The organism is Macrococcus bovicus, assembly GCF_004359575.1.
GTDB lineage: Bacteria > Bacillota > Bacilli > Staphylococcales > Staphylococcaceae > Macrococcus > Macrococcus bovicus.
On sequence record NZ_SCWF01000006.1, the window covers coordinates 1 to 13,169 of the forward strand.

Sequence of the window (13,169 nt, forward strand, 5' to 3'; positions counted from 1 at the left end):
CGTCCGCCGCTGACTTCAGAGGTGCAAGCACCTCGTCTGTCCGCTCGACTTGCATGTATTAGGCACGCCGCCAGCGTTCATCCTGAGCCAGGATCAAACTCTCCATAAAAGTGTTTGATAAAGCTCTCTGATTGGTTAAGCCAATCACTCTTTAACATTGTACAAACTCGGCTACGCGAGTTTGCAAATGCGACTAGCGATTAAAATCGCAGTCTTATTTGGAATTAACGTTGACATATTGTCATTCAGTTTTCAATGTTCATTTGGTGTTACAAGATTAAATTATAACAGCTTAGCTTGTGCTTTGCAAGACTTTTATTCAAGAAGTTTTACACTTCGTATCAGTCATTTAAAGTTAAGTTGCTGTCTCTTTCAAGCTTGCATTAAAAATTTTACTCGAATGAATTGCTAGTTTCAAGTATCTTTTTTACACTTTCGAAAATTCATTTTTCAATGTTTTTCTGAGGTGCCTGTCGTTTTCAGCGACTTTTATATCTTAGCAAGCTTCTGCCGGAGCGTCAATACTTTTCTTCATTTTTTTCAAAAATTCTTCTGACAGGTTATGAACGAGTTTTATGCTATACTTTCTTCAGTATTCAAATAAGGAGTGTTGCTATGAAATGGAACAAGAAGCCGACGAGTAAAATCAACCGCATCCGCTCCTGGGCGCTCGGTCTGATCTTCGCTGCAATGATTGTCATGTATTTAGGGGTTGTCCTTCTATATATGGCACACAGTAAAGTACTCTTTGCCATCTTCCTGCTGCTCGGGACACTTGCTTTCCTGCTCAGTTTTATTGTCTACTTCTGGATTGGCATGCTTTCGATGCGTGCCGTGACTGTGCTCTGTCCTAACTGCAATCATTATACGAAGATGCTGGGACGTGCTGATATCTGCGCGAACTGCAATGAGCCTCTTACTTTAGATCCGTCACTTGAAGGTAAGGCTTTTAGTGAGGACTATAACAATAAGCGCAAAAGTGCAGCAATGGAAAAAAAGGAAGAACGCTGAATCAGCGTTCTTCCTTTTTTGCGCATTCCGGACAGATACCGTATATCTCCATACGATGATGGGTGATCTGATGGCCTGATAGATGCTGGGCAATCTGTTCCACTTCATCCAGACGGGGATACTGGAAATCAGTGATCTTACCGCAGCTCGTGCAGATGACATGATAATGATTGGCTGTCTCAAAGTCATAGCGGCTAGCTGCATCACCATAAGTCAGTTCAGTGACCAGTCCACATTCCTTGAAGACTTTAAGGTTATTATAGATGGTAGCTACACTCATGCTGTCAAACTTAGGGCTGAGGGCCTTATAGATCTCATCCGCAGTAGGATGCGTATCCGCTTCTATCAGATAGGCGAGTACGGCTTGTCTTTGCGGTGTAATTCTGACACCCTGACCTCTTAACTGCTGCACCGCTTCCTGAAGCTTGATTTCAACTGAATGTTGTTCGACCGCCATACTCTCACCTTCTTCCCTGTTTTTATTTACTTATCATACAACTTAATCACTAAAACTTCAATATTGCTTACTCGGCGAATAAGACTTCCAGCTGATTTTTCACTTTCACATCGTCTATCCGTTTTTCTATCGTTAAATCAGGACCGATGAGTAAGGTTGTGCGCACGATGCCCATCGATTCTTTGCCGAATACTTTCTTCTGCCGGTAGATACCCAGTTCTTTTGCCAGCTGATAATCTTCATCCACCAGCAAGTCAAAACCGATATGATGCTTATTGATAAAGTTCTGGTGTTTCTTCATGGAATCGCCGTTGACACCTAGAACCTGTATGTTTTTTGCACGCAGTTCCGTCAGATGCCCGGTAAAATCAATGGCCTGTGTCGTGCATGTCGGCGTATTATCACGCGGATAGAAGTAGAGAATCGTTCTCTGACCTCTCAGATTTTGTTCGGTGATGGCCTCACCGTTCTGGTTGACCATATTGAATGCCGGTATTTTCAAATCAATTCCTCCTGCTCATCATTCTTTTATAATTATGATACGATAGGGACGAAAAAAATTTAAATAAAAGAGGTTATAGCTATGAATTTCTCAGAATCTGAACGTATACAACAAGAGGCGAACGAGTATATTTTAGGGGGCGTCAATTCCCCTTCACGCTCTTATAAGGCAGTAGGCGGCGGTGCACCTGTCGTGATGGAACGTGCAGAGGGCGCTTATTTCTATGATGTCGACGGCAACCGTTATATCGATTACCTGGCCGCGTACGGTCCGATCATCGCCGGTCACGCTCATCCTCATATTACGGCAGCCATCAAGCAGGCAGCTGAGACTGGTGTCCTCTACGGTACACCGACGAAGCACGAAGTGACGTTCGCCAAGATGCTGCGCGAGGCGATTCCTTCTTTAGAGAAGATCCGCTTCGTCAATTCTGGTACTGAAGCTGTGATGACCACTATCCGGGTCGCGCGTGCTTTTACGAAACGTGACAAAATCATCAAGTTTGCGGGCTGCTACCACGGCCATTCTGATTTAGTCCTTGTCGCTGCCGGCAGCGGTCCCAGCCAGTTAGGGACACCGGATTCTGCCGGCGTGCCGCAAAGTGTCGCGCAGGAAGTCATCACGGTGCCTTTCAACGATATTGATTCGTTCAAGGAGGCGATTCATCATTTCAGCGATCAGATTGCAGCGGTACTGGTTGAGCCTATCGTCGGCAACTTCGGCATCGTCGAACCCGCTGAAGGTTTCCTGCAGGCCGTCAATGATATCGCCCATGCAAATGGCACGCTGGTCATTTATGATGAAGTCATCACAGCATTCCGTTTCTGTTACGGCGGCGCACAGGATATGCTCGGTGTCAGACCGGATCTGACTGCATTCGGCAAAATTATCGGCGGCGGTCTGCCGATCGGGGCATACGGCGGCCGTCAGGATATCATGGAGCATGTCGCGCCGCTCGGTCCTACTTATCAGGCGGGAACAATGGCAGGTAATCCGCTGAGTATGCAGGCGGGTATCGCCCTATTAGAAGTCATCAAGGAGGAAGGCACCTACGACTATCTCGATGCGCTCGGCAAAAAGCTGGAAGACGGTGTACAGGCGCTGATTGAGAAGTATGAGATACCCGCAACCATCAATCGCCTGAAAGGTGCGATGACGCTCTACTTCACCAAGGAGAAAGTGGTGAACTATGAACAGGCAGAGAACACAGATGGCGAACTCTTCGCTCAGTTCTTCAAGCTCATGCTGAATCAAGGCATCAATCTCGCGCCTTCCAAGTACGAGGCATGGTTCATCACGGTGCGCCATACTGAAGCAGATATCGACGAGACACTCGTCGCTGTGGAGAACAGTTTCAAGGAAATGTCGCTTGTCAAATGATGATTCCTATTGTATAAGTGAGGTACTATGATTTAAAAAGAGGTAACTGAATGAAACTAGGTGCAAGAATCTTCAAGACAGGCATTGCGATTATGCTCGCGCTCTACGTCGCGCAGATGCTCGGGACACCGGGATATGTCGTCGCAGGCATCTCGGCACTCTTCGCCATGCAGCCCAGTGTCTATCAATCCTATAAATCGGTGCTTGAGAACTTGCAAGGTAATCTGATCGGAGCCTTACTCGCCATCATTGTCGTCCAGACATTCGGCAACCATCTCTTCATCATCGGCCTGACGACGATTATCCTGATCTCTCTTCTTGCCAAGCTGCATCTGCAGAACGTGACCGGCCTTGCCGTGGTGACCCAGCTCGTCATCATGGAGGCCACTGGCGACGATTTCCTGACTACTGCCTTCACACGTTTCGCCTTTATCATGATCGGTGTGTTAAGTGCAGCGATTGTCAATCTGCTGTTTCTGCCGCCGCAGTATGAGACGAAGCTCTACTATACGTGTCAGCAGATCGGCAACGATATATTCAAATGGCTGCGCCTCAGCATCAACGGCTCCAGTGAATATCATGTCGTCAAGCATGACATTGAGGATATCAGAGACCGTATCATCGCAGTTGAATCCAAGTTCAATCTCTATAAGAATGAACGGGCGCTGACCAAAAAACAGAACTACCGCAACATCAGAAAGAAGATATTATTCAAGGAACTGATCATGACGACACGACGTGCCTATGACCTGCTCCGGAGAATCAACCGCTATGAGAATGATATTCTGCATCTGCCTGAAACAATACGTATCCAGCTGAAGTTTGAGATGGACGAACTGATGACCCTTCATGAAGGCATCCTGATGCAGTTCAGCAATAAGCTGTCACCGACGCACCTTGCTGAGGAGAACTTCATGACCGGTGACTTCAAAAAAGACGTGCTGGAACTCATACTTGCTGAGATGCGGAAGGTTGAAGACCCGCCTTATAATAAGCAGCATATCATCCTGATCATCAGTGCCCTCTTTGAATACCGCGAGAAACTGGAGCATCTCGATAAACTGACGCACAGTTTCTATCATTACCATAAAGACGACAACAAGATAAAAGTGGCTGATGATATTCAGGACGTCTAAAAAAAGGCTGACTCTTTTGAGTCAGCCTTTTCTATTGCCAGCCGTTATCTACAGCCGGTCGTACTCTGTCCTTTGAGACATACGGATTCCCCGCAACTGTGAAGCGGTAAAGATAGTCGACCGCTTCTTCCTTGTTGTCTATACCGATCCGTTTCGATGCCTGAACAGCTACCGGCACCCTGCCAGCACTTATCGTCAGCGGTCCGTCGTTCAGCCTGGTCCCGTTAAACTGGTCCCGCCTGATGCCCATGCTCTGCGTCAGCTTGCCCGGCCCGTCTGTCAGATGATCCAGCCGTCCGCGCCGTATCTGCATCGTCTCAATTCCTTCTACAGGCTCCAGTCCGCGGATGAGCACCCCTTCAGGCGAATGTTCATCCTTCGTGATGAAGTTCATGCAGTGGTGCCCATGCATGGTGTAGACATAGACGGTGCCGTAGTCGCGATACATCATCTCATTCTTTTTCGTTCTTCTGCCCTGATACGCATGGGCCGCCTTATCCTCCAGACCGAGGTAAGCCTCCACTTCTGTGATATAGCCGGACGTGACAATGCCATCAGTCATCGTTGTGATCTTCTTACCGAGCAGCGCCTGTGCTGCTGTCAGTGTATCTTCTGCCAGAAAACTTAAATCCATTTAACATCCCTCTTTTATGCGTACTGTTAATAAAAAACCCCTCTGTTGTATGATACTTCTATCATACAACAGAGGGAATCTGTTAACTATCCAAATGTTGAATCGTATAAAGATTATAATAGTGAGACTGATTGGCCATCAGTTCATCATGCGTACCGATTTCCTTGATCTCACCATTCTGTACGACGACAATTTTATCCGCATGTGTGATAGTCGATAAGCGGTGTGCCACAATAACCGTCGTGCGGTCCTTGGATAATGTTTCAAGTGCTTCCTGAATCACCGCTTCACTCTCTAAGTCGAGCGCACTTGTCGCTTCATCCAGAATGAGGATAGGCGGGTTCTTCAGGAAGACGCGGGAGATAGCGACACGCTGCTTCTGACCGCCTGACAGCTTGACGCCCCGTTCACCGACCTCTGTATCATAACCTTCCGGCAGACTCATGATGAAGTCATGGGCATTGGCCAGTTTGGCAGCGTAGATCATCTCCTCCTCCGTCGCTTCCGGTTTACCGAGAAGAATGTTCTCGCGGATGGAATCAGAGAACAGGATGTTATCCTGCATGACCATCCCGATCTGATTGCGCAGACTCTCTATTGTGAAGTCATCGATCGGGTGACCATCGATACAGATCTCGCCGCTCGTCACATCATAGAATCGCGGAATCAGGCTGATCATCGTCGACTTACCGCCGCCACTCATACCGACAAAGGCCACCGTTTCACCGCTTCTGATATCGAGATTGATGTCATGCAGGACTTCATTATCGTCCTCATTGTATTTAAAGCCGACCTTCTTAAACTGAATGTCGCCATGCTGAACTTTCAGGTTCCGTGCCCCCTGTTTATCCACGACATCGTAAGGCTCATCGAACAGCTGGAACATACGGTCCATCGATGCCATACTTTGTGTGAGGGTCGTGGAGCTGGATACTAAACGACGCAGCGGTCCGTATAGACGATCCAGGTAAGCGATGAATGCAGCCAGACTGCCGACAGAGAGACCATCACTGATGACAAGATAGGCACCGAAGCCGACGACAATCAGCGGTCCGATATCTGTGACCGTATTGATGACGGCGAAACTTTTGGCATTCCATTTCGTATGGTCAAGCGCCTTCTCGAAAAAATTCATATTCCGTTTATTGAAGCGCTCGCTCTCATTCTCTTCGATAGCAAAGCTTTTGATGACGTTCATCCCCTGCACCCGTTCATGCAGGAATCCCTGCACTTCAGCCAGTGCCTGCGAGCGGCGACGGGTCAATTTACGCAGGTTGCCGAAGAAGTAATAGACGCTGAAAATATAGAACGGAAAGACGACGAGTGAGGCAATGGTCAGTTTGACGTCCATCGTAAACATGATGACGAGCGCAATGATAATCGTGACGAGATCCAGCCAGACATTCATGAGTCCTGTCACAATGAAGTCCTTCGTTGACTCTACATCATTGATGACCCGTGAAATGACTTCCCCGACCTTGTTGTTAGAGTAAAAGCGGACACTCAGAGCCTGCAGGTGACGATACAGCTTTTTGCGGATGTCATAAAGAATCTTGTTACTCGTCCACTGCGCAAGATATTGTCTGTAGTACTCAACAGGCGGACGGATGACGATAAATATAAATGAAAAAATCAGCAGTACATGCCAGAGTGCATCTTTCTTTTCCGCAACCGACATCGTCTGGTTACCGATGACATCGTCAATCACGTATTTGATAAGTAACGGAATCAATAGAGGAATACCGAACTTCAGTATCCCGATGATAATAGTCAGTACAATAAGCCATGAGTAGGGCTTAACGAACTGCAGGTAACGCCTCAACATGAAATCATCTCCTCAAAATTAAGAATCAACCTATACTCGATAGGTTGATTCATTCTTCCATCATACGCTTCTGTAAATGAAAACGCTCCTGCCAGACTTTAATGAAGTCCGGCGCGAATGGTCCTTTTTTTCTTTCAATCCATTGCTGCAAAGTATCAACGTTTCTTCTCAGGATCTGATCAATCTCAGCGGGATAGTTCATCTGCTTCATATGCTGTTGATACTCATCTTCATCCAGGAGATGATATTTACCATTCGGATAGACTTTGATGTCTAGATCATAGTCGATATATTTGATGGCTTCTGTATCATATACAAATGGTGAAGAGAGATTGCAGTAGTAATAGACACCATCTTCTCTGAACATACAGATGACATTGAACCAGTATTCAGCGTGAAAATAGACGATAGCGGGTTCGCGCGTCACCCACGTCCTGCCATCGCTCTCTGTTACAAGTGTCCTGTTATTCCCCCCGATAATGACATGATTGGTCCCTTTTAAAATCGTTGTTTCAGACCAGACGCGGTGAATCTTGCCGTTATGTTTATAACTTTGGATCTGCACATTCTGGCCTTCTTTTGGTATGGATTCTTTGACCATGTTCCACACCACCTAGTATTTAGTATTTGCATAAATATTATAGCACAGATTGTGTATCATGAAACCTATTTGCCTGCCTGGTAGTGGTCAAAGATTTTGGTCATCGACACGGGGAAGGTATACTTCTCTTTCTCTTCCAGCGCGATAAAACGATAGTCACCCGATGCTTCATCTGTTGTTCTGGCGATGTAGACGTCCAGCAGCCAGTCAAGATGCGTAAAGCCGTGCGTCACATGCACAAACTTCTCCTTGTCATCTGCGAGCTTCATGTCCAGTATTTCCTCGATGTCCCCCGTCGCCATATCCTCATCGAACATCGGGAACTGCCACATTCCGCCCAGCAGGCCCGACTTCGGTCGCTGCGTGATGAGAAGCTGCCCTGCGTCATTGACAATCAGCATGACCTTGTAGCGCAGTTCTTTACGTTTCAGTTTTTTGATTTTCACCGGTCGTTCAAGTACAGTACCCGCTTCAAAGGCCTCGCAGTGCTCATTCACCGGACAGAGCATGCAGATCGGGTTGCGCGGTGTACAGACCGTCGCCCCCAGTTCCATCAGGGCCTCGTTGAAATCACCGGCACGCTCAGGCATGACCTGCATCACTTTTTCCTCAAAGTGTTTACGTGCGGCCGGCTTCGCAGTATCTGTCGGATCGTCATCGAGGCGTGAGAACACCCGGAAGACGTTGCCATCAACTGCAGGGTAAGGCAGATTGAAGGCGATGCTCATGACAGCGCCTCTCGTATAAGGTCCGACGCCTTTCAGCGCAAGAAACTTCTCACCGTCAGCCGGGACACTGCCATAGGTCTCCTCCACTTCTCTGACCGCAGTCTGAAAATTGCGGACGCGTGAATAATAGCCGAGCCCCTCCCAATATTTCAGCACGTCATCTTCATCCGCGCCGGCCAGACTTTCAATGGTCGGGAAGCGTTCAATGAACCTCAGGTAGTAGTCTCTCACTGTATTGACCTGTGTCTGCTGGAGCATGACTTCAGAGAGCCAGATTTTATAGGGGTCTTTTGTTTCCCGCCACGGCATCTCGCGTTTATTGATATCAAACCAGTCCAGGAGATGTGCTGCAAATAATTCCGATTTTTTCATTTTTACACCTCTTAGTCGTCAAAGTTTATGTCATTCATTCTGTTTTCATTTATAATAAGGAAAAAGGAGGATCGTCTTATGGATACAGCTACACACTTTGCAATGGGCGCTGCACTTGCAGGCCTCGCGACTGTCGACCCTGCTGTGACTGCTCATTATCCGGCCATTGTGACTGCCTTAGTCGCCGGCTCGCAGATACCGGATATTGATACAGTACTGAAATTAAGAAACAATGCTGTCTATATCACGAATCATCGCGGCATCACGCATTCTATTCCTTTCACATTGATGTGGCCGGTCGTCATTGTGGCCCTTATCTTTCTTGTTATACCCGATATCAATGTGCTGCACTTCTGGCTCTGGACACAGCTTGCAGTCTTCCTGCATGTCTTTGTGGATATCTTTAATTCATATGGCACTCAGGCACTCAGACCTTTTAATTATAAATGGATACAGATCGGTATCATCAACACCTTCGACCCCATTATGTTCGCCCTGTTAGTCACAGGCTCCATACTCTGGGCGTTCGGCGTCAGTCCGGTGCCTGTCTTCCTGTCCATTACGGTGATACTGGTCATTTACTATATCATCAGACGTCTGCTTCAGCAATCCATCCGCAAGCATGCGCTGAGTATTCTGCCGCAGGATGAACGTATCATCAAAACCTTTGTCGCACCGACTATCCGTTTCTTTGAGTGGCGCGTCGCTGTCGAAACCGACCGCTACTATTATATCGGCCGCAGCTATAAACTGAATGTCCATTTCAGTGACCGTTTCAAGCGGACGCCGCTGCCACCGGAAGAGGTCATGCAGCATGCAAGAAAAGACCCGAACTTAAAAGCATTCCTCAGTTTCAGCTCTATCTACCGCTGGACACTTGTCGATAGACCTCACGGCTATGAGCTCAGGTTCATCGACCTCAGATACCTGAAGAACGGCCACTATTCTTTTGTCGCGATTCTTAACCTCGATCCTGCTTACCAGGTCACCCATAGTTATACAGGCTGGGTGGTCTCTGAAGACAAACTCATCAAAATCCTGCACAATCATCCCGTCAAACCATAACAATAGGCTGCTTATTCAGCAGCCTATTTTTCTCTATTGATTTCATCTTTCAGTTTCCTATAGCAATAAAAAGTCCAGATATACATCAGCGCGAGTTCACATATAAAGAGCAGATGCAGCGGTATATTATAAAACGCGACCTGTCCCAGCACGACAGATGACTGAAAGCCGTTGACCAGGAAATAGAACGGGTTCAAACTCAGCAGCTGAACGGCAAGTGCCGGCAGCTGAGTCGGTACCCACAAGATAGGCACTGATAGCATCAGTATAGCGAGGATAATGATGGTCATCCGCTTCATGTTGCGGCTGTAATATTCCAGCAGACTCAGGGTAAGGCCGACAGGCACTAGGAGCAGATAGGTCAGCACCAGGAAATAGAACACACCGAGGATACTTGCCGCCATATGGATATGGTTGGAAAGTGCGATGACCAGCAAGAACACAAAAGACATGAGGAACTGCAGCAGAAAATTAATGATCTGCACATTGATCAGCACATAGAGCGGCAGACTTGTGATATTCAGAATAAAGCCTCGTCGCGATAAGATAGAGCTCGAGAAGTAGAGCGCACCTGCTACCCAGAAGAAAAGAAGATAGCCGCTCAGCTGAAACAGCAGCCGTGACTTGTCTGTTTCTGTCGGAGCGGAGAGATTCATGAGAAAGACGCTCAGGAAAATAACACTTAAATTAAATGCCAGCCACCAGACATACTGTTTCAGGTTATAACGCAGTTCGATAATTGTATTTTTGATCATATAAGGGAAGTATGTGATTAATTCATTCATTGCATCCACCTATCTCCGGAAATAAAGCCACATGTCTGATTCAAAATCAGCCACAGCATAGCCATTATCCACTTTAACAATCCAGCTGTTATCTTTAATTCCAAATTTCTTTTTCAGTTTGTCTGCATTTCTCATCGGAAAGCGGAGGCCGCTCACCTGATTCTGATCATTGAACTGCAGATAGATATCATTTTTAGTCAACTTGATGACGTAGCGCTGACGTTTTTCCGGGTAGAGACCAGCCTCCACTTTTGCACGGCTCGCGCCGAGGAAGCCGTTGAAGAACTGATGGAAGTTGACGTAGTTGCTGTACATATACGGATTCAGTTCGTCAAAAGTACGCTCATCATATAAGGCGGCCGGATTGATATACAGCAGATTCTTCTTCACCATCTTCATCTCTTTATCTTCAAAAGCGATGCGGTAATCATCCGGGCCGACAGCTGTAATCTCAACGAGTGAACCTTCCGGCAGCTGCGCCTCGACCTGACCTTTGTAAGTGATAGGACTGCTTTTCCGGACGACAGCAAGCGCATACTTATCGGTATAGACGACCTGCTGCTGATTGATAGCCGTCGGTTTCTCCTCGACTGCAGGCGTATACTGTACGCCTTTCAGAACCAGGATAAAGAACAGCACGCTCAGACCTACCAGCACGAGGGAAGTCAACAGCCCTTTCTTCAGGTCACTGTCCATATATGTTTTCATATGTCTTGTGACACGTTGATAGTTGGCCGGCTCATCAGATTGTCTTTGCATTTTATGATCCAGGTCGAAGAGTTCTTCATTCTGCGTACCGCGTACCGCCTCGTACCGCTTATAGTAATCCACATAAGCAGCGAGCACTTCAGACCTCTCACCTGACTTTCTGAGCTGCCCATGGCTCAGCCAGCTGACGTAATGGGCTTTGTAAGGAATCAGTTCCGGTTTCTCTTCCATCAGGACAACCGCGCTCTCTGATTCAGTCAGCGCATCGATCACCATCGCGAACTTCTTCTTGAAGGCAACAGAGAGATGTCGCGTCAAGTCATTATAAATCACGACTTCAGGCTCAAGAAAATATGTCAGCGCAATAAGAAGCTGGGCTCTGTCAGCCGCCTCGAGGTCACTTACTTTAGTCTTGTCCTTATCAGTCAGTTCAGCAAATGTCAGAATATCTGTTTTCAGCTCCGCATATTCGATAAGCGGAATATTGTAGCTCAAGAGAACGGTCTCTATCAATTGACTGACTGAATGGGTTGTCGTGCGGTCACTTGCGAGAAAAGTACTGACATTGTTTCTGACTTTACCGCTGCTGGGCTCAACAACTTTGGCGATTAACTGGCCGAGGACAGTCTTACCGGAACCTTTAATGCCTGTGATCCCTAATGTTTCACCTTTATAAAGATGAATGGTCACTTGCTTGATACTTGTGAATTGATCTTGTCCTGTTCCTTGTATACGTTCTAATAGTGATTGCTCCGTCTGATCCTGCCGGAAATATTTAGTTACATCTACCAATCTTGCGAGAATATCACCAGACATGTTCAAACTCCTTTATTTATCTAATTGCAGCAAAGAGAGAGGAATCCCTTCCTCATGCGCGTCGCCGTTCAGTCTGAAGCCCCACGCAAACACACCTTTTATTCGTTCTACTTTGAAGTAAGCAGCTTCAGCCCCTATTAAACGATAGACTTTACCGAGCACAATGTCTGCCGGGTCAACCAGATAGCTCTCCGCTATCAGTGCTTTGCGCTGATAGACTTCGTACTCATTGATGACCCCGAGCATCTCAGCTTTACGGGCTTTCTCACGATAGCCGGCAATAGCCTCGCGTAATTCACCGCGCGACATCTCAACTAACTTTTTTTCTTCACTCATCTTCCATCCCACTTTCCTTTAAGGCAGAATTGATTTCGTCATATTTAAATCCTTTACGCATCAGTGCGGTGACGACTTTTGTCCGGAGTTCAAAGCCAGTTGCTTTCTTTGACCATCTATTGACTTGTTTCTCCAGTTCTTTCTGCAGTGCCTCGGTGTCCTGTATGGACATCTCCTCCATATAAGGCATGATGTTATTCAAATTATACCCTTTTTGTACCAGTGTTTGAATTGTTTTTTGACCGGCCAGATGACTGGACGTTCTACCCTGGTGTCTTTTCAGCTGCTTCTGAATGAGTTTCTGCATGCGCTCAGCTGTCATTTCTTCTGTGTAAAGGGCATAGTAATGATCAATAAGCGGTCGCTCGATGCCTTTTTCAAAGAGTTTCTGCCGGTAGATATCGGGCCCTTTATCTGTCGTGTTCACCATCGTATGCATCAGACTCTTGGCATAATCATCGTGATCGATATAGCGGTTGTCATAACAGTAATGAATGACCTCCTGGATCACCTCTTCTGCTATGTCATTCTTCTTCAGGTAATCGCGGATCTCTTTCTCCGTTCTTTTCTTGTAGGACAAGTAGACCACAGCTGAGTTAATCGCTCGTCTGTAATCATCATATTCTCTGATTGCCTGCAGCTGCTCTTCAGTCAGTCTATCATCCTTGCGCAGATTGAACTTGACGTAAGTTGCGCTGTCAATCCCCATATTGAATTCACCATCAATATAGAGATTGAAACGGTCTTTATTATTTTTCTGGACTTCAATCTTGGTGATCTTCATCTCGTCACTCCTCAAAAAAACTAACGCCT

At 46.8% G+C, this 13,169-nt stretch carries 14 protein-coding genes and 1 rRNA gene; 4 read left to right on the forward strand and 11 right to left on the reverse strand.

Features of this window, described 5'->3' with window-relative positions:
• Window positions 1-109 (reverse strand): 16S ribosomal RNA (locus tag ERX55_RS06585); the annotation flags it as partial.
• A gap of 506 nt (window positions 110-615) precedes the next feature.
• Here ERX55_RS06585 and ERX55_RS06590 point away from each other — a divergent pair.
• On the forward strand, window positions 616-1,011 hold the full coding sequence (locus ERX55_RS06590) for a DUF2614 family zinc ribbon-containing protein (protein WP_133451779.1): 396 nt from the start codon (window positions 616-618) through the stop codon (window positions 1,009-1,011).
• Between the two features lies 1 nt (window position 1,012).
• Here the strand turns inward: ERX55_RS06590 and ERX55_RS06595 are convergent, their stop codons facing one another.
• A complete protein-coding gene (locus tag ERX55_RS06595; RefSeq protein ID WP_133451780.1) occupies window positions 1,013-1,468 on the reverse strand; it encodes a Fur family transcriptional regulator in 456 nt (151 codons plus the stop codon).
• 67 nt (window positions 1,469-1,535) lie between these two features.
• A complete protein-coding gene (locus tag ERX55_RS06600) occupies window positions 1,536-1,970 on the reverse strand; it encodes a peroxiredoxin (RefSeq protein ID WP_279512556.1) in 435 nt (144 codons plus the stop codon).
• Window positions 1,971-2,051: 81 nt separating this feature from the next.
• Between ERX55_RS06600 and ERX55_RS06605 the strand changes: the two genes are divergently transcribed.
• Both ERX55_RS06605 and ERX55_RS06610 read left to right on the forward strand, forming a co-directional pair.
• Window positions 2,052-3,350 carry a glutamate-1-semialdehyde 2,1-aminomutase gene (locus ERX55_RS06605; RefSeq protein WP_133451781.1) on the forward strand — a complete coding sequence of 433 codons (1,299 nt, stop codon included), beginning with the start codon at window positions 2,052-2,054 and terminating at the stop codon, window positions 3,348-3,350.
• A 50-nt stretch (window positions 3,351-3,400) separates the two neighbouring features.
• On the forward strand, window positions 3,401-4,486 hold the full coding sequence (locus ERX55_RS06610) for an FUSC family protein (protein WP_133451782.1): 1,086 nt from the start codon (window positions 3,401-3,403) through the stop codon (window positions 4,484-4,486).
• A gap of 31 nt (window positions 4,487-4,517) precedes the next feature.
• Here the strand turns inward: ERX55_RS06610 and ERX55_RS06615 are convergent, their stop codons facing one another.
• From ERX55_RS06615 to mutY, 4 genes are all read right to left on the reverse strand, one after another.
• Window positions 4,518-5,120, reverse strand: coding sequence for a DNA-3-methyladenine glycosylase (locus ERX55_RS06615; protein ID WP_133451783.1), 603 nt, complete (start codon window positions 5,118-5,120; stop codon window positions 4,518-4,520).
• Between the two features lie 82 nt (window positions 5,121-5,202).
• Complete coding sequence (locus tag ERX55_RS06620; protein WP_133451784.1) at window positions 5,203-6,945, reverse strand: ABC transporter ATP-binding protein; 1,743 nt, start codon at window positions 6,943-6,945, stop codon at window positions 5,203-5,205.
• Between the two features lie 49 nt (window positions 6,946-6,994).
• On the reverse strand, window positions 6,995-7,546 hold the full coding sequence (gene ntdP, locus ERX55_RS06625; RefSeq protein WP_133431582.1) for a nucleoside tri-diphosphate phosphatase: 552 nt from the start codon (window positions 7,544-7,546) through the stop codon (window positions 6,995-6,997).
• A 65-nt stretch (window positions 7,547-7,611) separates the two neighbouring features.
• Window positions 7,612-8,646: an A/G-specific adenine glycosylase gene (gene mutY / locus ERX55_RS06630; RefSeq protein ID WP_133451785.1), complete on the reverse strand. Its 1,035-nt coding sequence runs from the start codon at window positions 8,644-8,646 to the stop codon at window positions 7,612-7,614.
• 78 nt (window positions 8,647-8,724) lie between these two features.
• Between mutY and ERX55_RS06635 the strand changes: the two genes are divergently transcribed.
• Window positions 8,725-9,711 (forward strand): metal-dependent hydrolase, encoded by a 987-nt coding sequence (locus ERX55_RS06635; protein ID WP_133451786.1) that lies wholly within the window; start codon window positions 8,725-8,727, stop codon window positions 9,709-9,711.
• Window positions 9,712-9,734: 23 nt separating this feature from the next.
• On the opposite strand, the gene ERX55_RS06640 is transcribed toward ERX55_RS06635, so the two are convergent.
• From ERX55_RS06640 to recX, 4 genes are read right to left on the reverse strand one after another with little or no spacing between them, the layout of a single operon-like run.
• Window positions 9,735-10,496, reverse strand: a complete 762-nt coding sequence (locus ERX55_RS06640) for an ABC transporter permease (protein WP_133451787.1) — start codon at window positions 10,494-10,496, stop codon at window positions 9,735-9,737.
• Between the two features lie 9 nt (window positions 10,497-10,505).
• The gene (locus ERX55_RS06645; RefSeq protein WP_133451788.1) at window positions 10,506-12,020 is read right to left on the reverse strand and encodes an ATP-binding cassette domain-containing protein; all 1,515 of its coding nucleotides are present in this window, start codon (window positions 12,018-12,020) and stop codon (window positions 10,506-10,508) included.
• A 12-nt stretch (window positions 12,021-12,032) separates the two neighbouring features.
• On the reverse strand, window positions 12,033-12,356 hold the full coding sequence (locus ERX55_RS06650; RefSeq protein ID WP_133451789.1) for a YfhH family protein: 324 nt from the start codon (window positions 12,354-12,356) through the stop codon (window positions 12,033-12,035).
• The gene (recX, locus tag ERX55_RS06655; RefSeq protein ID WP_133451790.1) at window positions 12,349-13,140 is read right to left on the reverse strand and encodes a recombination regulator RecX; all 792 of its coding nucleotides are present in this window, start codon (window positions 13,138-13,140) and stop codon (window positions 12,349-12,351) included. Before recX ends, ERX55_RS06650 begins: the two co-directional genes overlap by 8 nt.
• Window positions 13,141-13,169: the final 29 nt, after the last annotated feature.